Annotated in this window: 25 protein-coding genes; 16 read left to right on the top strand and 9 right to left on the bottom strand. The window is 71.4% G+C overall.

What is annotated here, in order from left to right:
- Nucleotides 1-11: 11 nt before the first annotated feature.
- From ACIQ8J_RS27725 to ACIQ8J_RS27790, 14 genes are all read left to right on the top strand, one after another.
- A complete protein-coding gene (locus ACIQ8J_RS27725; protein WP_403276605.1) occupies nucleotides 12-1646 on the top strand; it encodes an acyl-CoA dehydrogenase family protein in 1635 nt (544 codons plus the stop codon).
- A 469-nt stretch (nucleotides 1647-2115) separates the two neighbouring features.
- A complete protein-coding gene (locus tag ACIQ8J_RS27730; protein WP_403276629.1) occupies nucleotides 2116-3396 on the top strand; it encodes a GAF domain-containing protein in 1281 nt (426 codons plus the stop codon).
- Nucleotides 3397-3439: 43 nt separating this feature from the next.
- Nucleotides 3440-4003 carry a GNAT family N-acetyltransferase gene (locus ACIQ8J_RS27735; protein ID WP_403276603.1) on the top strand — a complete coding sequence of 188 codons (564 nt, stop codon included), beginning with the start codon at nucleotides 3440-3442 and terminating at the stop codon, nucleotides 4001-4003.
- Nucleotides 4004-4110: 107 nt separating this feature from the next.
- Nucleotides 4111-4194 (top strand): putative leader peptide, encoded by an 84-nt coding sequence (locus tag ACIQ8J_RS27740; protein ID WP_310591794.1) that lies wholly within the window; start codon nucleotides 4111-4113, stop codon nucleotides 4192-4194.
- Nucleotides 4195-4308: 114 nt separating this feature from the next.
- Nucleotides 4309-6006 carry a nitrite/sulfite reductase gene (locus ACIQ8J_RS27745; RefSeq protein ID WP_403276600.1) on the top strand — a complete coding sequence of 566 codons (1698 nt, stop codon included), beginning with the start codon at nucleotides 4309-4311 and terminating at the stop codon, nucleotides 6004-6006.
- Complete coding sequence (locus ACIQ8J_RS27750) at nucleotides 6003-6182, top strand: hypothetical protein (protein ID WP_403276598.1); 180 nt, start codon at nucleotides 6003-6005, stop codon at nucleotides 6180-6182. Before ACIQ8J_RS27745 ends, ACIQ8J_RS27750 begins: the two co-directional genes overlap by 4 nt.
- Nucleotides 6179-6880 carry a phosphoadenylyl-sulfate reductase gene (locus ACIQ8J_RS27755; protein ID WP_403276596.1) on the top strand — a complete coding sequence of 234 codons (702 nt, stop codon included), beginning with the start codon at nucleotides 6179-6181 and terminating at the stop codon, nucleotides 6878-6880. Before ACIQ8J_RS27750 ends, ACIQ8J_RS27755 begins: the two co-directional genes overlap by 4 nt.
- A 29-nt stretch (nucleotides 6881-6909) precedes the next feature.
- Nucleotides 6910-7455: an adenylyl-sulfate kinase gene (gene cysC / locus ACIQ8J_RS27760; RefSeq protein ID WP_403276595.1), complete on the top strand. Its 546-nt coding sequence runs from the start codon at nucleotides 6910-6912 to the stop codon at nucleotides 7453-7455.
- On the top strand, nucleotides 7452-8384 hold the full coding sequence (gene cysD / locus ACIQ8J_RS27765) for a sulfate adenylyltransferase subunit CysD (protein ID WP_403276593.1): 933 nt from the start codon (nucleotides 7452-7454) through the stop codon (nucleotides 8382-8384). The genes cysC and cysD overlap by 4 nt, the downstream gene beginning before the upstream one ends.
- A gap of 1 nt (nucleotide 8385) precedes the next feature.
- Nucleotides 8386-9735 carry a sulfate adenylyltransferase subunit 1 gene (locus ACIQ8J_RS27770; protein WP_403276592.1) on the top strand — a complete coding sequence of 450 codons (1350 nt, stop codon included), beginning with the start codon at nucleotides 8386-8388 and terminating at the stop codon, nucleotides 9733-9735.
- A gap of 239 nt (nucleotides 9736-9974) precedes the next feature.
- Complete coding sequence (locus tag ACIQ8J_RS27775; protein WP_403276590.1) at nucleotides 9975-11090, top strand: aliphatic sulfonate ABC transporter substrate-binding protein; 1116 nt, start codon at nucleotides 9975-9977, stop codon at nucleotides 11088-11090.
- Between the two features lie 244 nt (nucleotides 11091-11334).
- A complete protein-coding gene (locus tag ACIQ8J_RS27780) occupies nucleotides 11335-12129 on the top strand; it encodes an ABC transporter ATP-binding protein (RefSeq protein ID WP_403276589.1) in 795 nt (264 codons plus the stop codon).
- Nucleotides 12116-13006 (top strand): ABC transporter permease, encoded by an 891-nt coding sequence (locus ACIQ8J_RS27785; RefSeq protein WP_403276588.1) that lies wholly within the window; start codon nucleotides 12116-12118, stop codon nucleotides 13004-13006. The genes ACIQ8J_RS27780 and ACIQ8J_RS27785 overlap by 14 nt, the downstream gene beginning before the upstream one ends.
- 6 nt (nucleotides 13007-13012) lie before the next feature.
- The gene (locus ACIQ8J_RS27790) at nucleotides 13013-13753 is read left to right on the top strand and encodes a sirohydrochlorin chelatase (protein ID WP_403276587.1); all 741 of its coding nucleotides are present in this window, start codon (nucleotides 13013-13015) and stop codon (nucleotides 13751-13753) included.
- Here ACIQ8J_RS27790 and ACIQ8J_RS27795 read toward each other — a convergent pair.
- The 4 genes from ACIQ8J_RS27795 to ACIQ8J_RS27810 form a co-directional block, all read right to left on the bottom strand.
- A complete protein-coding gene (locus tag ACIQ8J_RS27795) occupies nucleotides 13743-14513 on the bottom strand; it encodes a fibronectin type III domain-containing protein (RefSeq protein WP_403276585.1) in 771 nt (256 codons plus the stop codon). The genes ACIQ8J_RS27790 and ACIQ8J_RS27795 overlap by 11 nt on opposite strands.
- The gene (locus tag ACIQ8J_RS27800; RefSeq protein WP_403276584.1) at nucleotides 14510-15637 is read right to left on the bottom strand and encodes a hypothetical protein; all 1128 of its coding nucleotides are present in this window, start codon (nucleotides 15635-15637) and stop codon (nucleotides 14510-14512) included. The genes ACIQ8J_RS27795 and ACIQ8J_RS27800 overlap by 4 nt, the downstream gene beginning before the upstream one ends.
- Nucleotides 15638-15801: 164 nt before the next feature.
- A complete protein-coding gene (locus tag ACIQ8J_RS27805) occupies nucleotides 15802-16380 on the bottom strand; it encodes a TIGR03086 family metal-binding protein (RefSeq protein WP_403276583.1) in 579 nt (192 codons plus the stop codon).
- Nucleotides 16381-16450: 70 nt separating this feature from the next.
- A complete protein-coding gene (locus tag ACIQ8J_RS27810) occupies nucleotides 16451-17083 on the bottom strand; it encodes a DsbA family protein (RefSeq protein WP_403276581.1) in 633 nt (210 codons plus the stop codon).
- Between the two features lie 146 nt (nucleotides 17084-17229).
- Here ACIQ8J_RS27810 and ACIQ8J_RS27815 point away from each other — a divergent pair, with 146 nt between their 5' ends.
- On the top strand, nucleotides 17230-18081 hold the full coding sequence (locus tag ACIQ8J_RS27815; protein WP_403276580.1) for an aldo/keto reductase: 852 nt from the start codon (nucleotides 17230-17232) through the stop codon (nucleotides 18079-18081).
- Here the strand turns inward: ACIQ8J_RS27815 and ACIQ8J_RS27820 are convergent.
- The 3 genes from ACIQ8J_RS27820 to ACIQ8J_RS27830 form a co-directional block, all read right to left on the bottom strand.
- Nucleotides 18069-18467 (bottom strand): DUF4440 domain-containing protein, encoded by a 399-nt coding sequence (locus ACIQ8J_RS27820; protein WP_403276578.1) that lies wholly within the window; start codon nucleotides 18465-18467, stop codon nucleotides 18069-18071. The genes ACIQ8J_RS27815 and ACIQ8J_RS27820 overlap by 13 nt on opposite strands.
- Nucleotides 18460-19020, bottom strand: a complete 561-nt coding sequence (locus ACIQ8J_RS27825) for a DUF1697 domain-containing protein (RefSeq protein WP_403276577.1) — start codon at nucleotides 19018-19020, stop codon at nucleotides 18460-18462. The genes ACIQ8J_RS27820 and ACIQ8J_RS27825 overlap by 8 nt, the downstream gene beginning before the upstream one ends.
- Before the next feature lie 77 nt (nucleotides 19021-19097).
- On the bottom strand, nucleotides 19098-20303 hold the full coding sequence (locus ACIQ8J_RS27830; RefSeq protein ID WP_403276575.1) for a S8 family serine peptidase: 1206 nt from the start codon (nucleotides 20301-20303) through the stop codon (nucleotides 19098-19100).
- Nucleotides 20304-20701: 398 nt separating this feature from the next.
- Between ACIQ8J_RS27830 and ACIQ8J_RS27835 the strand changes: the two genes are divergently transcribed.
- Nucleotides 20702-21613, top strand: a complete 912-nt coding sequence (locus ACIQ8J_RS27835; protein ID WP_403276574.1) for a phosphotransferase enzyme family protein — start codon at nucleotides 20702-20704, stop codon at nucleotides 21611-21613.
- A gap of 19 nt (nucleotides 21614-21632) precedes the next feature.
- Here the strand turns inward: ACIQ8J_RS27835 and ACIQ8J_RS27840 are convergent, their stop codons facing one another.
- Both ACIQ8J_RS27840 and ACIQ8J_RS27845 read right to left on the bottom strand, forming a co-directional pair.
- Nucleotides 21633-22355: a 3'-5' exonuclease gene (locus ACIQ8J_RS27840; protein WP_403276573.1), complete on the bottom strand. Its 723-nt coding sequence runs from the start codon at nucleotides 22353-22355 to the stop codon at nucleotides 21633-21635.
- A 109-nt stretch (nucleotides 22356-22464) separates the two neighbouring features.
- Nucleotides 22465-23700 carry an SAV2148 family HEPN domain-containing protein gene (locus ACIQ8J_RS27845; protein ID WP_403276572.1) on the bottom strand — a complete coding sequence of 412 codons (1236 nt, stop codon included), beginning with the start codon at nucleotides 23698-23700 and terminating at the stop codon, nucleotides 22465-22467.
- Nucleotides 23701-23903: the final 203 nt, after the last annotated feature.

The raw sequence follows: 23903 nt of genomic DNA on the forward strand, positions 1-23903 counted from the left end.
ACCGTATCGGCATGGCAGCCACCACCCACACAGTGACCAACCAGGCTCCGCCCCTGGTGGGGTACGACGTCTTCACCGCCGACCGGGCCCTCGCGGAGGCCGTCGAGCGGCACACAGCGCCGGAACTTCTCGGCGGCGTACGCGAGGAACTCGCGGCCCTCGGACGCACCGCCGGATCGGCCCAGGCCCAGGAGTGGGGTGCCCAGGCCAACGAGAATCCGCCGAAACTGCGCACCCACGACAGGTACGGCAACAGGATCGACGAGGTCGACTTCCACCCGAGCTGGCACCGGCTGCTCGGGCACGCCGTCGCGGCCGGGCTCACCGACGCCTGGGGCCGGCCCGCCGGGCATGTGCGGCGCGCGGCCGGGTTCCTGGTGTGGACCCAGGCGGAGGGCGGGCACGGATGTCCGGTTTCGATGACGCACGCGGCCGTGCCCGCGCTGCGCACCGACCCGGCGCTCGCCGCCGAGTGGGAGCCGAGGCTCACCTCGCACGTGTACGAGGAGGGGCTGCGGCCGGCCGCGCACAAGAGCGGGGTGCTCTTCGGGATGGGCATGACGGAGAAGCAGGGCGGCAGCGACGTACGGGCGAACACGACGTCCGCCGCCCCGCTCGCCGCCGACGGCGAGTACGTGCTGACCGGGCACAAGTGGTTCTGTTCGGCGCCGATGAGCGACGGGTTCCTGGTGCTGGCGCAGGCTCCGGGCGGGCTCACGTGCTTCCTGGTGCCGCGGGTCCTGGGCGACGGGACGCGCAACGCGTTCGCGATCCAGCGGCTCAAGGACAAGCTGGGCAACAAGTCGAACGCGTCGAGCGAGGTCGAGTTCGACGGGACGTGGGCGCGCCGGGTCGGCGAGGAGGGGCGCGGGGTGCGCACCATCATCGAGATGGTGGCGGCGACCCGGCTCGACTGTGTGATCGGCTCGGCGGCCATCATGCGCCAGTCCGTGGCGCAGGCGGTCCACCACGCCTCGTACCGCAGTGCCTTCGGCGGGCTGCTCGTCGAGAAGCCGCTGATGCGGAACGTGCTGGCCGATCTGGCCCTGGAGTCGGAGGCCGCGACGACGCTGGCGCTGCGCCTTGCGGCGGCCTACGACGCGGACACCGAGGAGGAGCGGGCGTTCTTGCGGCTCGCGGTGCCGGCCGCCAAGTACTGGGTCACCAAGCGGTGTACGCCGGTGGCGGGCGAGGCGCTCGAATGCCTCGGCGGCAACGGGTACGTCGAGGAGTCCGGGATGCCGCGGCTGCTGCGGGAGGCTCCGCTGAACTCGATCTGGGAGGGCTCGGGCAACGTACAGGCCCTCGATGTGCTGCGGGCGCTCCAGCGCGAGCCGCAGGCGCTCAACGCCTTCCTCCAGGAGGTAGGCAAGGCGCGCGGCGCGGACCACCGCCTGGACGGGGCGATCAAGGACCTGCTGACCGAACTCGCCGATCTGGACGGCATCGAGGCGCGGGCGCGGCGCCTGGTGGAGCGCATGGCGCTGGTGCTCCAGGGCTCGCTGCTCGTGCGCTGGGCGCCGCCCGAGGTCGCGGACGCGTTCTGCGCCTCACGGCTCGGCGGGGACTGGGGAGCGGCCTTCGGCACGCTGCCGCACTCGCTGGATCTGGCGACGGTGGTGGAGCGGGCCCGCGCCGAGGTGTGAGCCAGGGGGTGTCCGGTGGGTCAGGGTCGGACAGGGCGCGGCGGCTGGTGCGGTGCATCGCAAGGCGCCGGAGCGGCCTGATAGCGGAGCTATCGGGGCGTTTCGGCAACGCGGCGAGGCGCCGTGCCAGCCGCCGCGACCCCGGCCATGACCCACCGGACACCCCCTACAGACGTGGAGCGGCTGAAAAACGGTGCTTCGGAAGGTCCGTCGGGGGTGGTGCTGCGCCGACACGGCACCACCCCCGCGCTCTCATGCGTCCGCGGAAGGAGCATGACGACCGGACATCCGGTGCTCCATCACCTTCGTACACACGCACGGCCGTTCGCGAGAGTTGCAAAGGGTTGCAGACTTGTGCGGCATATTGTCGCGCCCGAACCGGCGGGCGGGCACGATGAATTCAGGACACTCGGGCCCGCTCCCTCCGGGGGCGCCGCTGCCGAGTCGGGAGGACCCTGTGCACACCGTCATGCTCGATGCCACCCGGCTGGCCGCGATGGGTGCCGCGGAGAGCACCCGGCTCCTGAAGGGCATGCGCGCGGCCGCGCTGGAGGGAAGGCGGTCAAGGATCCTGCCGCGTACGGAGATCGAGGAGTCCTGGCGGCGGATGCTGAGCCGCGGCCTCGACCCCGACCGGGGCCGGCACGCCGGGCTGCTGCCGCTCGGCGAGGTCGAACGGCGCAGACACCAGTCGCCGTTGACGGAGGTCCTGCCGGTCCTCAGGGACGCCCTGGTGGCGGTGGCGGACGCGGCCCAGCACATCATGGTGGTCTCGGACGCCGAGGGGCGGCTGCTGTGGCGCGAGGGCCACGCCTCGGTCCTGAAGGGGGCCGACGCGCTCGGCTTCGAGGTGGGCGCCGACTGGAGCGAGACGGTGGTCGGCACCAACGGCGTGGGCACCCCTCTGGTCACCGGCCGTCCGATGCAGGTGTTCTCCGCCGAGCACTTCGTCGCCACCCACCACGCCTGGACCTGCGCGGGCGCGCCCGTCGTCGACCCGCGGGACGGGCAGCTGCTCGGCGTGGTCGACATCAGCGGGCCGCTCAGCACCATGCACCCGGCCACGCTGTCCTTCGTGACCTCGGTGGCCCGGCTCGCCGAGGCCGAGCTGCGCAACCGGCATTCGGCCGCGCTCGACCGGCTGCGTTCGGTGGCCGCCCCGGTGCTCAGCCGGATCGGCGGCCGTGCGCTGGCCGTCGACCCCAACGGCTGGGTGGCCGCGGTCACCGGCATGCCGCCGATGGACCGGCTCGCGCCGGCGAAGTCGTTCCGGAGCGGCCGCGTCTGGCTTCCCCCGCTCGGCATGTGCTCGGTGGAGCCGCTGCCCGGCGGGCTGCTCGTCCAGGTCTCGGACGAGGGCGCCGCGGCCGGCGGCACCACGGCCCGGCGGGTCGTCCTGGACCTCAGCCGGTCCCGGCGCTGCTCGGTGACGGTGTCGGGCGAGGCGGGCAGCTGGACGCAGGAGCTCAGCCCCCGCCACGCGGAACTGCTCTTCGTCCTGGCGCTGAACCGGGAGGGCCGCAGCGCCGCGCAGCTGGCCCAGGACATCTTCGAGGACCCGACGCGCACGGTGACCGTACGGGCCGAGATGTCCCGGCTGCGCCGCCACCTCGCGGAGGTGCTCGCCCACCGCCCCTACCGCTTCACCGAGGACGTCCGGGTGGAGGTGGTACGGCCGGACCGCCCGGCGGACCTGCTCCCCCGCTCCTCGTCCCCGGCGGTCCGACAGGCCCGGGGCCGCCACCCCTGACCTGCGTTGGTCGCCGCCGAGGCGCCGTGATTCCCTGGCGCCCATGAGTACCACCGTGACCACCTGGTCCCTTGAGCAGACCTCGCCCGACGATCTCCGCCCGGCCGCCGAGCCGTCCGGCGACATCACGATCGTGCGCTCCGAGGTCCCCTCGCCGGAGTTCAGCCGCTTCCTCTATACGGCGGTCGGCGGCGACATCAAGTGGATCGACCGGCTTGGCATGACGTACGCCGAGTGGGAGCGGGCGCTGGCGAAGCCCGGCACGGAGACCTGGGTCGCCTACGACCGGGGTACGCCCGCCGGCTATGTCGAGCTGGAGGCGCAGCCCGGGGGCTCGGTCGAGATCGTCTACTTCGGCCTGATTCCCGCCTTCCGCGGCCGGCGGATCGGCGGCCACCTCCTGTCGTACGGGATCCGGCGGGCCTGGGACCTGGCCGAACGCTGGCCCGGACTGCCCGCCACCGAGCGGGTGTGGCTGCACACCTGCTCGCTGGACGGGGAGCACGCCATGGACAACTATCTGCGCCGCGGCTTCAAGCTCTTCGAGACCGAGGAGGAGCAGGCCGAGGAGGTCCCGGCACCGGGCCCGTGGCCGGGGGCGTTCTGAGCCTGCGAGCAGTGACCCGGGACACACTGTCCCACCATGCGGGACATGTATGTCCACATTTTGGATAGTGGTGGACTGGGCCGAAAGTCCCGTGACACGCTTCCGTCATGTCTGGAACTGGAATTGCCTTGGTGAGTCGGCGGCACGTCGACCTCGGCCGCATGTCCAGCGCCATCTGTCCGGCACGCTGACGCTCCCAGCGACGCCGCGATCCCTTTCCCTTTTCCCTGACTGCGCACCGCCGCGCCCTGAGCGCGAGTGTGCAGGTCAGAGCCGCCCTCCTGCAGTCCCGAAGGACGTACGCCATGGCCGCCACCCCAGAGAACCCTGCCGCCGCCACGCCCCGCCGCAAGCCGGGGCGCCACCGCGGTGAAGGCCAGTGGGCCGTTGGCCATTTCACGCCCCTCAACGGGAACGAGCAGTTCAAGAAGGACGACGACGGTCTCAATGTGCGGACACGCATTGAGACGATCTACTCCCAGCGCGGATTCGACTCGATCGACCCCAACGACCTGCGCGGCCGGATGCGCTGGTGGGGTCTGTACACCCAGCGCAGGCAGGGCATCGACGGCGGCAAGACCGCGATCCTGGAGCCGGAGGAGCTGGACGACGAGTACTTCATGCTCCGGGTCCGCATCGACGGCGGGCGCCTGACCACCGAGCAGCTCAGGGTGGTCGGCGAGATCTCGCAGGAGTTCGCGCGCGGCACCGCCGACATCACCGACCGGCAGAACATCCAGTACCACTGGATCCGCATCGAGGACGTCCCGGAGATCTGGAACCGCCTCGAAGCGGTCGGCCTGTCCACGACCGAGGCCTGCGGCGACACGCCCCGCGTCATCCTCGGCTCGCCCGTCGCGGGCATCGCCGAGGACGAGATCATCGACGGCACCCCGGCCATCGACGAGATCCAGCGGCGGTTCATCGGCAACCCCGACTTCTCCAACCTGCCCCGCAAGTTCAAGTCCGCCGTCTCCGGCTCGCCGCAGCTCGACGTCGCGCACGAGATCAACGACATCGCCTTCGTCGGCGTCAACCACCCCGAGCACGGCCCCGGCTTCGACCTGTGGGTCGGCGGCGGCCTCTCCACCAACCCCAAGCTGGGCGTGCGCCTCGGCGCCTGGGTACCGCTCGATGAGGTGCCGGACGTGTACGGCGGCGTCATCGGCATCTTCCGCGACTACGGCTACCGGCGGCTGCGCACCCGCGCCCGGCTGAAGTTCCTGGTCGCGGACTGGGGCCCGGAGAAGTTCCGCCAGGTACTCCAGGACGAGTACCTCAAGCGCGAGCTCGTCGACGGGCCCGCGCCCGAGCAGCCCAAGGGCGTCTGGCGCGACCACCTCGGTGTGCACCGGCAGAACGACGGCCGCTTCTACGTCGGCTTCGCGCCCCGGGTGGGCCGCGTGGACGGCACGACGCTGAGCAAGATCGCCGAGCTCGCCGAGACGCACGGCTCGGGCCGGCTGCGCACCACCGCCGAGCAGAAGATGATCGTGCTCGACGTCGAGGAGGCGCAGGTCGCATCGCTCGTCTCCGGTCTTGAGGCGCTCGACCTCAAGGTCAACGCCTCGCCGTTCAGGCGCGGCACGATGGCCTGCACCGGCATCGAGTTCTGCAAGCTGGCCATCGTCGAGACCAAGGCGCGCGGCGCCGCGCTCATCGACGAACTGGAGCGCCGCATCCCGGAGTTCGACGAGCCGATCACCATCAACATCAACGGCTGCCCCAACGCCTGCGCCCGCATCCAGGTCGCGGACATCGGACTCAAGGGCCAGCTGGTGCTCGACGCGGACGGCAACCAGGTCGAGGGCTTCCAGGTGCACCTGGGCGGTGCGCTCGGCCTGGAGGCCGGGTTCGGCCGCAAGGTCCGCGGCCTGAAGGTCACCTCGGCCGAGCTGCCCGACTACATCGAGCGGGTGCTCGGGCGCTTCCAGGCGGAGCGCGCCGCGGGCGAGCGGTTCGCCACCTGGGCGTCCCGCGCCTCCGAGGAGGCGCTGTCATGAGCGAGCGCGCGGCCCCCTTCTACTGCCCGTACTGCGGGGACGAGGACCTGCGTCCGAATGAGACCGGACACGGCGCCTGGGAATGCGCGGCGTGCAACCGGGCCTTCCAGTTGAAGTTCCTCGGGCTGCTCGCCCGGGGAGTTCAGGGCAACAGCGGTGGAGGGGAAGAGATATGACGGTCACTCAGACCTCCGGGGACCTCAAGGCGCTCGCCGAGCAGGCGGGCCGCGACCTGGAAGAGGCATCGCCCCTGGAGATCCTCCAGTGGGCCGCCGACACCTTCGGCAAGCGGTTCTGCGTCACCTCCTCCATGGAGGACGCGGTCGTCGCGCACCTCGCCTCGCGCGCGATGCCCGGCGTGGACGTGGTGTTCCTCGACACCGGCTACCACTTCCCCGAGACCATCGGCACCCGGGATGCGGTCGCCGAGGTGATGGACGTCAACGTCATCACCCTGACGCCGCGTCGGACCGTGGCCGAGCAGGACGCCGAGTACGGCCCGAAGCTGCACGACCGCGACCCCGACCTGTGCTGCGCGCTGCGCAAGGTCAAGCCCCTTGAGCAGGGCCTGAGTCCGTACGCCGCCTGGGCGACCGGGCTGCGCCGCGACGAGTCCCCGACGCGGGCGAACACGCCGGTGGTCGGCTGGGACGAGAAGCGGCAGAAGGTCAAGGTGTCGCCGATCGCCCGCTGGACGCAGGACGACGTCGACGCCTACATCGCCGAGCACGGCGTCATCACCAACCTGCTCCTCATGGACGGCTACCCCTCGATCGGCTGCGCCCCCTGCACCCGCCGGGTCGCCGAGGGCGAGGACGCGCGGGCCGGACGCTGGGCCGGACGCAACAAGACCGAGTGCGGACTGCACGGATGACGGACCGTCAGAACAACCAGGAGACTTCGATGAGCGTGACGGAGGCGGGAGCCACCATCTGGCTGACCGGTCTGCCGAGCGCCGGCAAGACCACCATCGCGTACGAACTCGCGGGCCGGCTGCGCGCGGACGGGCACCGGGTGGAGGTGCTCGACGGCGACGAGATCCGCGAGTTCCTCTCGGCGGGCCTCGGCTTCAGCCGCGAGGACCGGCACACCAACGTCCAGCGGATCGGCTTCGTCGCCGAACTGCTGGCCGCCAACGGCGTGAAGGCCCTGGTCCCGGTGATCGCCCCGTACGCCGACAGCCGCGAGGCCGTGCGGGGGCGCCACCGGGCCGAGGGCACCGCCTATCTGGAGGTGCATGTCGCGACGCCGGTGGAGGTCTGCTCGGTACGCGATGTGAAGGGTCTGTACGCCAAGCAGGCGGCGGGCGAGATCAGCGGTCTGACCGGGGTCGACGACCCGTACGAGGCGCCCGAGGCGCCGGATCTGCGGATCGAGTCGCACCAGCAGACCGTTCAGGAGTCCGCGGCCGCGCTGCGTGCGCTGCTCACCGAGAAGGGCCTGGCATGACGACGGCGACCGTGAACGAGGGCACCGACACCCCTTATGCGCTCAGCCACCTGGACGCTCTGGAGTCCGAGGCGGTGCACATCTTCCGTGAGGTGGCGGGGGAGTTCGAGCGGCCGGTGATCCTGTTCTCCGGCGGCAAGGACTCCATCGTCATGCTGCATCTGGCGCTGAAGGCCTTCGCCCCGGCCGCCGTCCCCTTCTCGCTGCTGCACGTCGACACCGGGCACAACTTCCCCGAGGTCCTCGCCTACCGCGACCGCGTGGTGGCCGAGCACGGGCTGCGGCTGCACGTCGCCTCGGTGCAGGAGTACATCGACGCCGGGAAGCTGCGCGAGCGGCCCGACGGGGTGCGCAACCCGCTCCAGACGGTGCCGCTGACCGAGGCGATCCAGCAGCACCGCTTCGACGCGGTGTTCGGCGGCGGGCGGCGCGACGAGGAGAAGGCCCGCGCCAAGGAGCGGGTGTTCTCGCTGCGGGACGAGTTCTCGCAGTGGGACCCGCGCCGCCAGCGCCCCGAGCTGTGGCAGCTCTACAACGGCCGGCACGCCCCCGGCGAGCACGTCCGCGTGTTCCCGCTGTCCAACTGGACCGAGCTGGACGTGTGGCAGTACATCGCCCGCGAGGACATCGACCTGCCGCAGATCTACTTCGCCCACGAGCGCGAGGTGTTCAAGCGGTCCGGCATGTGGCTGACCGCGGGCGAGTGGGGCGGCCCGAAGGCCGAGGAGAGCGTCGAGACCCGCCTGGTGCGCTACCGCACCGTCGGCGACATGTCCTGCACCGGCGCCGTCGACTCCGAGGCGACGACGCTGGACGCCGTCATCACCGAGATCGCCGCGTCCCGGCTGACCGAGCGGGGCGCCACCCGCGCCGACGACAAGATGTCCGAGGCCGCGATGGAAGACCGCAAGCGCGAGGGGTACTTCTAACATGAGCACAACCGCTGAGAACGCTGCGCAGTTGGCCGATCTGTCGGCGACCACGCTCCTTCGCTTCGCGACCGCCGGGTCCGTCGACGACGGCAAGTCCACCCTGGTGGGCCGGCTCCTGCACGACTCCAAGTCGGTCCTCACCGACCAGTTGGAGGCCGTCGAGGCCGCCTCGCTCAAGCGCGGCCAGGAGGCGCCCGACCTGGCGCTGCTGACCGACGGCCTGCGGGCCGAGCGCGAGCAGGGCATCACCATCGACGTGGCCTACCGCTACTTCGCGACCCCGCGGCGCCGGTTCATCCTGGCCGACACCCCCGGGCATGTGCAGTACACCCGCAACATGGTGACCGGCGCCTCCACCGCCGACCTCGCCGTGGTCCTGGTCGACGCCCGCAACGGCGTCATCGAGCAGACCCGCCGGCACGCCGCGGTCGCCGCCCTGCTGCGCGTCCCGCACGTGGTGCTCGCCGTGAACAAGATGGACCTGGTGGCGTACGAGGAGAAGGTCTTCGCGGCGATCGCCGAGGAATTCACCGCGTACGCCAGCGAGTTGGGCGTCCCGGAGATCACGGCGATCCCGATCTCCGCGCTGGCCGGCGACAACGTCGTGGAGCCCAGCGCCAACATGGACTGGTACGGCGGCCCCACCGTCCTGGAGCACCTGGAGACGGTCCCGGTCAGCCACGACCTCACCGGCTGCCACGCCCGGCTGCCCGTGCAGTACGTGATCCGGCCGCAGACCGCCGAGTATCCCGACTACCGCGGCTACGCCGGCCAGATCGCGGCCGGTACGTTCCGCGTCGGCGAGCCCGTGACCGTGCTCCCCTCGGGGCGTACCAGCAAGGTCTCGGGGATCGACCTGCTCGGCGAGTCCGTGGACATCGCCTGGACGCCGCAGTCCGTCACCCTCCTCCTGGAGGACGACATCGACATCTCGCGCGGCGACCTGATCGTGCCGAGCGGGGACGCGCCCGCCACCACCCAGGACGTCGAGGCGACCGTCTGCCACGTGGCCGACCAGCCGCTGACGGTGGGTCAGCGGGTGCTGCTCAAGCACACCACCCGCACGGTCAAGGCGATCGTCAAGGAGATCCCGTCCCGGCTGACCCTGGACGACCTCTCCCAGCACCCGGACCCGGGCCAGCTGGTCGCCAACGACATCGGCCGGGTGAAGGTGCGCACCGCCGAGCCGCTCGCGCTCGACTCGTACGCCGACTCCCGCCGCACCGGGTCCTTCCTGCTGATCGACCCGGCCGACGGCACCACCCTCGCGGCGGGCATGGCGGGCGAGTCCTTCGCCACCCACAAGGTCCTCAACACCGTCGCGGACGAAGAGGGCTGGGACTTCTGATGAACCAGGACGTCTACTCGACCTTCGCGAAAGAGGGCGGCCGTGTCGGCAGCGGCGCCCTCGGCAGCGGCCAGGGCGGAGTCGCCCGATGTGCGCGATGACGTACGCGCACCGCTCGCGCGCCAGAAAGCCCCACCAGCACCCCCCGCACCGTCGAAGACCCGCCGACTTCCCGGCCGCGTCCCGGAGTTGAGACTCCACCGGACGTAAGCACCGGGCCTCCGAGAGGAATCCCTCCCGTGCCTGCCAGCTCCAGTTTGCGGCGCAGCCTCGTCGCCGCCGCCACCCTCCCCCTTCTGTTCGGGGCGCTCGCCGCCTGCGGCTACGGCTCCCAGGCGAACAAGGACGACGCCGGGAAGGCCGCGCCCGCCGCGGACGGCGCGAAGAAGCTCTCCGCCGACACCGTGAAGATCGGCTACTTCCCCAATCTGACCCACGCCACCGCGCTGGTCGGGGTGCAGGAGGGCCTGTTCCAGAAGGAGCTGGGCGGGACCGCCGTCAAGACGGCCACCTTCAACGCGGGGCCCTCCGAGATCGAGGCCCTCAACGCGGGCTCGATCGACATCGGCTGGATCGGGCCCTCGCCGGCGATCAACGGCTACACCAAGTCCAAGGGCCAGAGCCTGCGCATCATCGGCGGCTCGGCGTCCGGCGGGGTGAAGCTGGTGGTCAACCCGGACAAGATCAAGTCCGTGGACGAGCTCAAGGGCAAGAACATCGCGACCCCGCAGCTCGGCAACACCCAGGACGTGGCGTTCCTCAACTGGCTCTCCGACAAGGGCTGGAAGGTCGACGCGCAGAGCGGCAAGGGCGACGTCAACGTGGTCCGCACCGACAACAAGATCACCCCGGACGCCTTCAAGTCCGGGTCCGTCGACGGCGCCTGGGTGCCCGAGCCGACCGCGTCCAAGCTGGTCTCCGAGGGCGGCAAGGTGCTCCTGGACGAGTCCGACCTGTGGCCGGACCACCAGTTCGTGATCACCAACATCATCGTGTCGCAGAAGTTCCTCAAGGCGCACCCCGATGTCGTGGAGGCGGTCCTGCGCGGCTCGGTGAAGACCAACGAGTGGATCGCGACCCACCCCGACCAGGCGAAGGCCTCGGCGAACGCCGCGCTCAAGACGCTCTCCGGCAAGGAGCTGCCGGCGAACATCATCGACCCGGCCTGGAAGTCCATCCAGACCCTGGACGACCCGCTGGCCGCCTCCCTCCAGGCGCAGGCCGACCACGCGGTCAAGGCCGGACTCCTGAAGAAGCCCGACCTGTCGGGCATCTACGACCTGGACCCGCTGAACAAGGTCCTCAAGTCCCTCGGCCGACCCGAGGTCGGCGACGCCGGTCTCGGCGTCAACTAGGGGGGTGTCCGGTGGATCATGGCCGGGGTCGCGGCGCCTGGCACGGCACCTCGCCGCGTTGCCGAAACGCCCCGATAGCTCCTCCCCCAAGGCCTCAAGGGCCAGGGGGGACCCCCATTCGAAACGCTCCGGCGCCTTGCGATGCACCGCACCAGCCACCGCGCCCTGTCCGACCCTGACCCACCGGACACCCCCTAGCCCCCGTCCCAAGCCGGTTCAGCAGGATTCCCAGGAGGTGACGACCATGGCCACTGCCCTCGCCAAGGCCACGGACCGCACGGCGGCCGAGCACGAGTACGCCGCCCGGATCGGGCATGTCTCGAAGTCCTTCGGCGGTCGCGGCGGACCGCAGCTCGTCCTGGACGACATCACCCTCGATGTCGCGCCGGGCGAGTTCGTCACCCTCCTGGGCGCCTCCGGCTGCGGGAAGTCGACGCTCCTGAACCTGGTGGCGGGCCTGGACGCGCCGACCGCGGGCACCATCGAGACGCCCGGCGGGCGGCCCGCCCTGATGTTCCAGGAGCACGCCCTGTTCCCGTGGCTGACCGCGGGCAAGAACATCGAACTCGCGCTGCGGCTGCGCGGCGTCCCCAAGAACGAGCGGCGCACCCGGGCCGAGGAGCTCCTCGAACTGGTCCGCCTGCACGGCGCGTACGGCAAGCGGGTGCACGAACTGTCCGGCGGCATGCGCCAGCGGGTCGCCATGGCGCGGGCCATCGCCCAGGACTCCCAGCTCCTGCTGATGGACGAGCCGTTCGCGGCCCTCGACGCGATCACCCGCGACGTGCTGCACGACGAGCTGACCCGCATCTGGCGCGAGACGAACCTGTCGGTGCTGTTCGTGACGCACAACGTGCGCGAGGCGGTCCGGCTCGCGCAGCGCGTGGTGCTGCTCTCCTCGCGGCCGGGCCGGGTGGCCCACGAGTGGACCGTGGACATCGACCACCCGCGCCGCATCGAGGACGCCGAAGTGGCGGAGCTCTCCGTCGAGATCACTGAACAACTGCGTGGGGAGATCCGCCGACATGGCCAGCACTGAGACGACTCCGGTCAAGGAACCCCACGATCTGGGCAGCCTCGAAGCGGGCCTGGACGCGCTCGAAACCGTCCAGGCCCACCGCACCCCGGTGCGCGAGGTGCTCGTCAAGAAGGTCCTGCCGCCGCTGACCGCGGTCGCGCTCGTCCTGGTGGTCTGGCAGGTCCTGGTCTCGGCGAAGGTCACCGACACCTACAAGCTGCCCGCCCCGTCCGCGGTGTGGTCGAGCCTGACCGACATGTGGCTCCAGGGCACCCTGTTCGGCATCGTGTGGACCAGCGTGTCGCGCGGTCTGCTCGGCTTCCTGCTGGCCCTGGCCATCGGCACGCCGCTCGGTCTGCTCGTCGCCCGGGTCAGGTTCGTGCGGGCCGCGATCGGCCCGATCCTGTCCGGCCTCCAGTCGCTGCCGTCGGTGGCCTGGGTCCCCCCGGCCGTGCTGTGGCTCGGCCTGAATGACTCGATGATGTACGCGGTGATCCTGCTCGGCGCGGTCCCCTCGATCGCCAACGGCCTGGTCTCCGGCGTCGACCAGGTGCCGCCGCTGTATCTGCGGGCGGGCCGCACGCTGGGCGCGACCGGGGTGCGGGGCGCCTGGCACATCCTGATGCCGGCCGCGCTGCCCGGCTATCTGGCGGGCCTGAAGCAGGGCTGGGCGTTCTCCTGGCGTTCGCTGATGGCCGCCGAGATCATCGCCTCCTCGCCCGATCTCGGCCTCGGGCTCGGCCAGTTGCTGGAGAACGGCCGCAACAACACCGACATGCCCGGCATCTTCCTCGCGATCATCCTGATCCTGGTCGTGGGCATCGCCATCGACCTGCTGATCTTCAGCCCGCTGGAGCGCCGCGTGCTGCGCGGCCGCGGGCTGCTCGTGAGGGGCTGAGCCGCCGTGCACCGCCCCGTCCTGCTCGTCATAGCCCACGGCAGCCGCGACCCGCGGCACGCGGCGACCGTCCACGCCCTGGTGCGCCGGGTGCGGTCGCTGCGGCCCGGGGTGCGCGTGGAGACGGGCTTCCTGGACTTCAACGCGCCGTCCGTCCCGCAGGTCCTGGACCGCCTCGCCCTGGAAGGCGTACGGGACGTGGTGGCGCTCCCCCTCCTCCTGACCCGCGCCTTCCACGCGAAGGCCGACATCCCGGCCGTGCTGAGGCAGGCCCCGGCGCGGCTGAACATCACGCTCGCCGATGTCCTCGGACCTTCGCCACTGCTCCTCGACACCTTGGAGCGGCGGCTGTACGAGGCGGGCCTCGGGCCCGCCGACAAGCGCTCGACCGGGGTCGTCCTGGCCTCGGCGGGCTCCACAGACCCGGAGGCGATCGCAGTGATCGCTGAAATCGCGCGGGAGCTGCGGCACACCGGTTGGTGCGCCGTGCGGCCTGCGTTCGCCTCCGCGGCCCTGCCCCGTACCGAAGACGCGGTACGTGAGCTTCGGGCCCTGGGTGTACGGCGGGTCGCCGTCGCCCCGTACGTCATCGCCCCCGGCTTCCTGCCGGACCGGATCGCCCGGGGCGCGACGGAGGCCGACGTCCTGGCCGAAGTCCTGGGCGCGGCACCGGAGTTGGCCCGCCTGCTCCTGCTCCGGTACGACGAGGCGAGGGCCCCGCGCGCCCTCCCGGCGCTCAGCGCCTAGGGGGTGTCCGGTGGATCGTGGCCGGGGTCGCGGTCGTGGTGGCCCACACCGTGATCGCAGGCCCCACCCCCGCTGCCGTGACGGCCGCGACCGTGAACGTGTAGGACTTCCCCGGCACCAGACCGCCCACCACCCGGAACATTCCCTTCCCGGTCGGCTGGGTGACCAGGGCGTCCCGGCCGGTGGCCTCGACGACCCGGCCGTCCGAGACGGTGATCCGGTAGCCGATGACCTCGGCATCGCCCATGGCCGCGGGCGGCGTCCACGCGACCGTGACCGCCCGCGCCCCGGCCCGCGCCTTGCCCCCGGTCGGCGCGCCGGGCAGCACGACGGCCGCGGTGGGCACGAGAGCCGCCGAGGCGAGCGACGGGGCGCTCTCGCCGTACGCGTTGCGTGCGGTGACGGTCACCCTGAACGGCCCCTCGGTGGCCCGGAGTTGACCGATGCGTAGATACGCCAGCCGCGTGAAGTCGGCCGCCGTGATGCTCGCCGTCCCGGCCTCGGTGCCGTCGGGGCGCAGGGCGTGCGCGGTGTATCCGGTCAGCGGTGAACCGTCGTCCACGTAGCTCGGGTTGAAGGTCACGTACAGCCCGTCCGCGCCCGCCGTGCTGGTGCCCACCCGCGCCGGGGCCTCGGGGACCGAGACGGCCGCGGTCCTGCGGTCGAGGATGCCCCGGTAGGCGGGCTCGATGCCGGCGTTGGCCAGGATGTCGGCGGGCACGTCGGCGGGGGCCGCCATGATGTGGTTGCCCGTGGTCACCAGGCCCTTGTTGTCACCGTCGGCGGTGCCCTCCTCCCACCAGTTGTCCTTGACGAGCGTGGGGTCGCTGTTGCCGAGCCGGTCGCGGTAGTCGGTGTGGCGGCTGGCGACGTTGGCGTACGCGGCGCGGCCGCCGTGCCGCGTGCGTCGAGCAGCTTCTCGGCGGAGGCCGCCTCGATGTCGGCGCGCTGGGGGTCCTCGCCGTGGCGCGGCAGGTAGTACACGGTGTGCGCGGAGCGGTCGAAGTACCACTCGCCGGGCTGGTCGAGGAGCTCGAAGGCGTTCTCGACGTAGGACGCCTTGCCGTTGTCGGTGAGTTTGCCGGGGCCGACCATGCTCACCGTGCGGCCGGGCCGGTCGGGGAACTCGACGCGCTTGTTGGAATTGTCCCAGCACGGCTGGGCCATCGTGATCGCGGTGCCCTGGGCGGCGGCGATCCGGCAGCGGGGTTCGGTCCACTGGCCCAGGCCGTTGCGCTCGATGTTCCAGAACGCCTCGCCGCCGGTGTAGACGAACTCGGCGTCGGAGGGGTGGCGCCAGTGCGCGATGGTGTCGGAGCTCGCGGTGTAGCCGGTGGGCGTGACCGTGAGGCCGACCGGAACCTCGCCCCTGGCACGCTGCCCCCGCACGCCGTCCACGTACAACTGCCGTGTGTCGCTGAGGCCTTGAGGTGCGGGGGCCGACCAGAGCCCTGGGCGTCCGGGCACCGGCCGCCAGCCCTCGACCTTGCGGCCGCCGCTGATGACCGTGGCCCCGGAGCCCGCGCCCTGCCAGATGATCCGGTGGCCGCGCTGACCGGAGTCGCGGGCGTCGAGGGTGAGCGGCCCCTCCATCCGGTAGGTGCCGGCCGCGAGGTGGACCGTGAGGTCGCCGTCCGCGTGCGCGGCCCTGGTGCGCGCCAGGTCGCGGGCGCGCGGCAGGCTGCTCACGGGCTGCCCGGCCGTACCGTCGGCGGAGTCCTGGCCGCCCGGGGACACATACACATCGGCGGAGGCCCCGTGCGGCGAGTGCGCCGTGGCCGCCGGTACGAGACCGGGCGTCCCCAGGGCCAGGGCGGCGGCGAGCGCGGCGGTCAGGGCGGCTCTTCGGGGCGCCGTCCGTGGCGCGCTCCGGGATGCGGGCATGTTCCCTCCCATGGGGCTCACGGGATCGGCCTCATGAGCCACTGGAAAGGTAGGAGCATTGACGTACCACGGTCAACACATCCGGATGGATCCGCCCGTTCGACCTACCAACTCCCCTCAGTCATCGGATCACTTGAGGGCGGTACGGGACTGTGCCGGGGCCGTCACGCGGTCCAGTGCGGGTCACGGCCCGAGACGGCCAGGGCCCGCTCCACCGTGGTGGCGGTGGCCGGCGGCTCCACGGGGTCGGCGAAGCCCTGGTACTGGCGGTAGAGCTCCGCGTTCCCCTCGACCACCCGCAGCACGAAGGCGGCGGACTCCTCGGAGATCCGCAGCTCCTGCCCGGTGGCGCGCGCCACGTCCCAGCCGTGCATCACCAGTTCCTCGACGAGCATCGAGGCGATCTCCACGGCGGGCAGCGCGGAGCCGCCCAGATCGATCTCGCCCTCCCACACGGCCGGGTCGGCCCAGGCGGCCACGGCCCGGTCGAGCCGGTCGGCGTAGCGCCGCGCCCAGTCGGGGTCGGCGGTGAAGTCGCGCGCGGTGAGCTCGTCCGGGAGCGGCTTGCGCAGGGCGCGGTGCTCCAGGCCGTGCGAGGTGTAGAGCACCCAGTGGTTGACCAGGCCACGCACGTCCCACTCCGCACAGGGAGTGGGTCCGGTGAGCTGTCCGGGGGTGATGCCGCGCGCGATGCGGGCGGCCTCTGCTGCGCATTCGGTCATGGCGCGGAGTTCGTTCTTCATGGGACCAGCGTCCCGCCGCAGCCCTCCCCCGGTATTGAAAAAACGCGACAGCATCCCTTTCCGCGGGCCCTCAGTCGAAGCGGAGGGAGCCCGTCCGGGTCCGCTTGAGTTCGAAGAAGTCGGGGTACGCGGCGATGGTGCGCACGCTGTCGAAGAGCCGGGCCGCCTCCTCGCCGCGCGGGATGGAGCCGAGCACGGGGCCGAAGTAGACGGCGCCGTCGATGTGCATGGTCGGGGTGCCGACGTATCCGCCCTGGGCCGGGTCCATGCCCGCGTCATGGCTGCGGCGCACGGCTTGGTCGTACGCGCTGTCGTGCGCGGCTTCGGCGAGCGAGGCGGGCAGCCGGAGCTCCGTGAGGGACTGCGCGATCACCTCGTCGAAGTCCTCGTTCTTGTCCTCGTGGATGCGCCTGCCCAGTGAGGTGTACAGGTCGCGCAGCACGATGTCGCCGTGCGCCTCGGCCGCCGCGACGGCCACCCGGACGGGACCGATCGACCTGTCGACCAATTCCCGGTACCAGTCGGGCAGTTCATTGCCGATGTTGTGGAGGTAGAGACTCATCGGCCGGAACCGGAGGTCGATGTCGCGGTGCTGCTCGACCTCCAGCATCCAGCGGGAGGTGATCCAGGCGAAGGGGCAGGCGGGGTCGAAGTAGAAGTCGACGGTGGTGCGCTGCGCGGGGACGGTCGTCGTGTGCGTCATACGTAGACCGTAGCCCGGCAATGGCCCTCCCCCATGGGCCACTCGGCGCCATGGACTCTGGGCCACTTCAGAGCCGGCCCGTGCTCACCCCGCGAGGACACCGGCCGGGTACTGGAGGGCGTTCCGCGGTTGGATACGGTCCTGCCATGATCTCTGAGACTTTCGCGCTCGGCGGGGAACGGCCCGTGCGGCGGCTGGGCTTCGGCACCGCGCAGCTCACCGGCCCCGGCTACTGGGGTCCGCGCGGCGAACGGGCGGACGCGGTGGCCGTGCTGCGGCGGGCGGTCGAGCGGGGTGTCACGCTGATCGACACCGCCGACAACTACGGTCCGGAGCTGGCCGAGGAACTCGTCGCCGAGGCCCTCCATCCCTACCCCGCCGGCCTCGTCGTCGCGACCAAGGGCGGTGTCGTACGGACCGGCGACAACGCCTGGCACATCGCGGGGCGGCCCGAGCAGTTGCGGGCGATGTGCGAGGCGAGCCTGCGCCGGCTCCGGGTGGAGACCATCGACCTGTACCAGCTGCACCGGCTCGACCCGGAGGTGCCGATGGCCGAACAGCTCGGCGCCCTCGACGAGTTGAGGCGGGCGGGCAAGATCCGGCACATCGGTCTGGACACCGTCTCCGCGGACCAGCTGGAGCGGGCACTCTCGCTGACCGGCATCGCCTCGGTGCAGAACCGCTTCAACCTCCTGGACCGGGGATCGGAGGCGGTGCTGAAGCTGTGCGAGGCGCGCGGCCTGGCGTTTCTGCCCTGGTTCCCGCTCGCCAACGGCGCCCTCACGGGCGATGCGGCCGCCGCTCTCGACGGGGTCGCCGGGCGGCACGGTGCGAGCAGGGGGCAGATCGCCCTGGCCTGGCTGCTGCACCGGTCCCCCGCCCTGTGCCCGACGCCCGGAACCGCGTCGCCCGCGCATCTGGACGAGAACCTCGACGCGGCCCGGATCCACCTGTCGGCAGGCGAGCTGAGCGAGCTGGAGGCCCTTCAGCCGTCCTGAGCGGGCTCGCCGGCCGGTTCCGCAGTGAACGGTGTCCCCTGGTGGAAGTAGAGCAGCCAGCCCTCCTCCGTGTGCCGCCACAGGGAACTGCGGTGCGCAAGGCGTCCGTTGTTGTCGGTGTCGAAGGTGAGGTGGACGAGGTCGGGGGCGAGCTGCACCGCCGCCATCCGGCAGGCGGTGATCGGCCGTACGGAGCGGGCGTCCTCGGCGGTCAGCGCCGCGATGACGCCCGCCCGGTCCCAGCGTCGCCCGGACCGGCCGAACTCGACGTAGTCGGGATGCAGGAACGAGCCCAACAGCTCGGCGGACGAGCGGACTTCGGGGTCGAGGAGGCGCAACTCGCCCTCGATGGCCGCCTCGACGGCGGACCGGTCGCTCTCAGGCACCGGCCGCCTCCGTCAGCCGCACCAGCGCCTTGACCGTGTTCCAGTTGCGGCTGGTCGCGTCGATCCCCTTGTTCAGGGCGGGCCGGGACAGGGCGGCGCCGAGCTGCGACTTGCCGAGGCCCTCGGGCGCGTACAGATACAGCACCTGGTCGCCGAGCCGGAACTCCTCGGGGAGGTAGTCGGCCGGGTCGATCGAGGCGAAGCGCTCGGCGGTGACTGGTGGGCCCGAGAAGAAGGTGGCGTGCAGCTGTTTGCCCTCCAGCTCGTCGGCCGGGAAGGGACAGGCGTCGATGACCGCCCGCAGATAGGGGCCGCTGCGCACCATGCAGGCGACCTGGAAGCCGAAGTGCTCCTCGATGGCGGCCTCCAGCTCCGCCGCGAGCGCGTCCGGGTCGTCGGACGTGCTGCTGAAGACGGCGTTGCCACTGTTGAGATACGTCTTCACATCGCCGTGGCCCAGCTCGCCCAGGATTTCTCGCAGCTCGGGCATGGGAACTTTCTTGTTGCCGCCCACATTGATGCCGCGCAGCAGAGCTGCGTACGTCGTCGTCATGCGCACACCCTAAGACGGCCCCCGCGCCCCGTGGGGGACAGGCACGGGGGCCGTCGTTCAGCGCTGCCGGCGGATGTCTACTCGACTATCTTCAGCAGCTTGTTCGGGGTTCCCGGGCTCGCGTTGGAGATCTTGTCGGGCGTGGCCCCCTTGACGAGGGCGTCCGACACCTGCGCCGGGGTGGCGTCCTTGTGCCCGGCCAGATAGATGGCCGCGGCACCGACGACGTGCGGGGTCGCCATGGACGTACCGGAAATGGTGTTGGTGGCGGTGTCGCTGGTGTTCCAGTCGGAGGTGATGTCCGAGCCGGGGGCGTACAGGTCCACCACCGAACCGAAGTTGGAGAAGCTGGACTGCTGGTCGTCCTTGGTGGAGGAGGCGACCGTGATGGCCTCCTTGACGCGGGCCGGCGAGCTGTTGCCCGCGTCCGCGGACTCGTTTCCGGCCGCCACGCCGAAGGTGACGCCGGAGGCGATCGCCTTCTGGACGGCCTCGTCCAGCGCCGGGTCGGCGGTGCCGCCCAGGCTCATGTTGGCGACGGACGGGCCCTGGTGGTTCTTGGTGACCCAGTCGATGCCCGCGACGACCTGCTCGGTGGAGCCGGAGCCGTTGTTGTCGAGGACCCGCACGGCGACGATCTTCGCCTTCTTGGCCACTCCGTGGGCGGTGCCGGCGATGGTGCCCGCGACGTGCGTGCCGTGGCCGTTGCCGTCGTCGGCCTTGTCGTTGTTGTCGACCGCGTTGAAGCCGTAGGAGGCGCGGCCGCCGAAGTCCTGGTGGGAGATGCGGACACCGGTGTCGATCACATACGCGGTGACGCCTTCCCCGGCGCTGTCCGGGTAGGTGTACTTGCCGTCGCCCGCGGTCTCGGTCTGGTCGATCCGGTCGAGGCCCCAGGACGGCGGGTTCGACTGGGTCGCGCTGATGTGGAACTTCTTGTTCTGTACGACCTTGCCGACGGCCGGGTCGGCGGCGAGGCGCTTGGCCTCGGTCTGTGAGAGCCCGCTCGCGGAGAAGCCGTTGACGGTGGAGGAGTAGTCCCGCTGGAGCTTGCCGCCGTACTCCTCGGCGAGCTTGCGCTTGGCGTCGACGGAGGCCGACTTGTCGAGCAGGACGATGTAGCTTCCGTCGACCGCGCCCTGGGCGTTCAGTCCGTAGACCGGGCCTTCGGCGGGGGCCGCTCCGGCGAGCGGGGAGTTCAGTACGGCCACTCCGGCCGCCGCGACGACGGCGGTTACGGCTGCGGTGAGCTTGATCCGGCTCGCACGCTTGTGAGTTGCCATGAAGAGGGGTCTCCTCGTCACTATATGTGGGGGGTTGGCCTACCGGAAGGAAACTTTCCGGGGCTGATGCGAAACCTTTGCCGATTGACGCGCGCAGATCAAGGCCTTCATGCAGCTGTGACTTAACCAACAAGGTTTCGCAATAGGAAACCGGCCGCCACGGGGCAACTCGGGCTACATGGCGGGCCGGTGGACACTCTATGTAAACCCGACGTGCGTTCCTTGCGCTCCAACTCCCCTTGCCTGTAAGGAGCTTCAGTGTGCGGCCGATCGCGGTCTCAGCACCGAATGCGGGCGAACGCCGGATCCCCGTCCTTGGCCAGGCGCTTCTCCAGCATCAGGACGACCTGTGCGAATGCGAGACTTGTCCGGTACGCAGCGATCACCGGGAGACAACGATGGACGAGGCACGGGCCCGCGAACTGCTGGCCGCGACAGCTCTGGCCGGCCCCGGGCTACCGGCCGGACCCGCGGACGCCGAGCTGCTGGCCCTGGGCGAGAACGCGGTCTTCGCGCTCCCCGGCGCCGGACACACCCCGGCGGACGGCTTGGTCGTCAAGGTCGGCCGCGATGCCAGGCACCACCCGGAGCTGCTGGAGCGCGCCGAGCGCGAAGTGGCCGTCGCGGCCTGGCTCGCCGAGGCCGGGGTGCCGGCGGTGCGCGCCGCCGAGCCGAAACCGAGGCTGGTGGACGGGCACCCGGTGACGGTGTGGCACCGGCTGCCCGCCGCCGTGCGCCCGGCCGGGCCGGCCGACCTGGCCGAACTGCTGCGGCACGTCCACGCCTTGCCGGCGCCCGGATTCGAGCTGCCCCGCCGCGAACTCCTCGCCGGTGTCGAGCGCTGGCTACAGCTGGCCGGTGACGCGATCGACCCGGCCGATGCCGCATATCTGCGGGCCCGCCGCGACGGCTTCGCAGCCGCGGCCGCGGCACTCACTCCTCATCTGCCGCCGGGTCCCATCCATGGCGACGCCCTCCCCCGCAATGTGCACATCGGCCCCGAAGGGCCGGTCCTGGTCGATCTGGAGACCTTCTCCTTCGACTTCCGCGAACACGACCTGGTCGTCATGGCCCTGTCCCGCGACCGGTACGGTCTGCCCGCCGAGCAGTACGACGCGTTCGTCACCGGCTACGGCTGGGACGTCCGCGCCTGGGACGGCTGCGCGGTGCTGCGCGGCGCCCGCGAGACGGCCAGCTGCGCCTGGGTCGCCCAGCACGCCCCGACCAACCCGAAGGCGCTAGAAGAGTTCCGCCGCCGCGTGGCCTCCCTGCGGGACGGCGACCCCGAGGTGCGCTGGTACCCCTTCTGACCACGAGGCGGACCGGGCCTCAGCGGTCGGCCGGGGCCAGTTCGCGCAGTGGCCAGGAGCCGTCGATCACGGCGTCGGCGGTGCCCTTCTTCCGCAGGAACTGCTGGAAGTCGGCGGCCCACTCGGCATACCACTGGATCTGGCGGTCGTGCAGCTCCGCCGGGCCGAGGCGCGCCACCCGCGGGTGGCGCTCGGCTATCGCCACCGCCACCCGGGCCGCGGCCAGCGCGTCGGCCCCCGCGTCGTGCGCCGCCTCCAGGAGCACTCCGTACTCGACGCACACCGCTTCGAGCGTGCGCTTGCCGCTGCGGTAGCGGTCGACGGAGCGGTCGATCGTATACGGATCGATCACGGGCCCGGTCGCCGCGCCGTCCAGCCGGTCGCTGAGCGAGGGCAGTTCGTACCGCCGCAGTTCGGCGGCGAGCAGCGTCAGGTCGAAGGCCGCGTTGTAGGCGACCACGGGCACACCCCGGCGCCAGCAGCCGGTGAGGCTCTCGGCGATCTCGTCGGCCACCTCGGGCGCGGGCCGGCCTTCCGCCGCGGCCCGTTCATTGCTGATGCCGTGGACCGCGGAGGCCTGGGCCGGGATCCGTATCCCCGGATCCGCCAGCCAGTCGCGCCGCTCCACCACATCGGCGCCCCGCACGGTGACGATCGCGGCCGACACGATGCGCGCTTCGAGCGGCTCGGTGCCGGTCGTCTCCAGATCGAAGCCGACCAGCGGCTCCAGGTGCCAGCTCATGCTGCTGCCCCTCCTTCGTGGTGCTTTCCCCCAGTTGACGACCACCTTCGCACGCGGCACTGACAATCGGCCGGGCGGCGGGAATCCATCGGGGGAAGCCCCGCCCAGATCAGGACACTGGGCGCGAATCCACCCAAACCGACTCGAATTCCTCGCGGTAGGTCTCGAACAGCCCGTGCTCCACGTCCTGGCCGGGCCGCACCACGCCCCTGCGGCCGCCCCCGCGCAGCACAAGCACCGGCGCCTCCATGCCCCGGGCCCGGCGCAGATACGACTGGACGACCGCGACACCGTCCGCGCCGTCGCCGTCCACCAGGTAGGCGGTGAAGCGCGGAGTCTCGTCGAAGACCTGGATCTCGAAGGCCCCCGGATCGCGCAGCTGGGCCCGCACCCGCCGCATGTGCAGGATGTTCATCTCCACCGAGCGGCTCAACTCGCCCTTCTTCAGGCCGAGTTCCCGCTCACGGCGCTTGACCGCGCTGCTCGCCGGATTGAGGAAGAGCAGCCGGATCCGGCAGCCGGACTCGGCGAGCCGCACCAGACGCCGACCCGAGTAGTTCTGCACCAGGAGGTTGAGACCGATGCCTATGGCGTCGAGGCGGCGGGCGCCGCCGAACAGGTCCTCGGCGGGCAGCTGGCGCTGGAGCCGCACCCGGTCGGAGTGGACGGAGACGACATCGGCGTACCGGTCGCCGACCAGGTCCTCCACCGCGTCGATGGGCAGCCGGTGCGCGGCCGGGGCGCCGCTGCCGCCGCCGAGGACGTCCAGGAGCCGCGCCGAGGCCCGCTCGGCCTGGGCGAGCACCGCCTCGTTCAGCGCCCGGTTGCGGGAGACGACGTTGCGCGCCACCTCCAGCTCGTCCAGGGCGAGTTCGACATCGCGCCGGTCGTCGACGTACGGCTCGAAGCAGGGCCAGTGCTGCACCATCAGCTCCCGCAGCTGCGGGAGGGTGAGGAAGCTGAGCACATTGTCGTCGGCCGGGTCGAGCAGATAGCCCTTGCGGCGCGAGACCTCGCGCACCGCGACGGCCCGCTGCACCCACTCCTGACCGGCCGGCCCGGCCGCGGCGACCACCCAGTCGTCGCCGTGGACCGGCTCGTAGATCGGACGGAGCACGGCGGCCACCACGGCGCGCAGCCGCTGCTCCACCAGGTTCAGCCAGATGTAGGCGCGGCCGGCCCGCTGGGCGCGGGTACGCACCTCGCTCCAGGCGTCCGCGCCCCAGTCCAGCTCCGCCCCGATCTCCATCGGGCGCGCGAGGGAGACCGCTCCGGGCGGGATGTCGCCGGCCTCCCCCTCATGACCCGTGTCACCAGGGGGCAGCTCAAGACCTCCCGAGCTCACCCACGCACCGCCTTCCGCCCCCGGCAAACCCTGACGAGTCCTACGCGCCCCGCACGCCCTTCAACGATCAAGGAAGGGTACTCCGGGAGCAGGAGGCGATGCAGCCGGATGGCGAGTCGAGTTTGCCAACTGGCTTGAGGATACGGGCTGTTCCACCGGGCACTATCTGTCGGAGTGAGCGGATTCATAGCCCTTGGCCGCTC

The organism is Streptomyces sp. NPDC094147 (assembly GCF_044764265.1).
Taxonomy (GTDB): Bacteria; Actinomycetota; Actinomycetes; order Streptomycetales; family Streptomycetaceae; genus Streptomyces.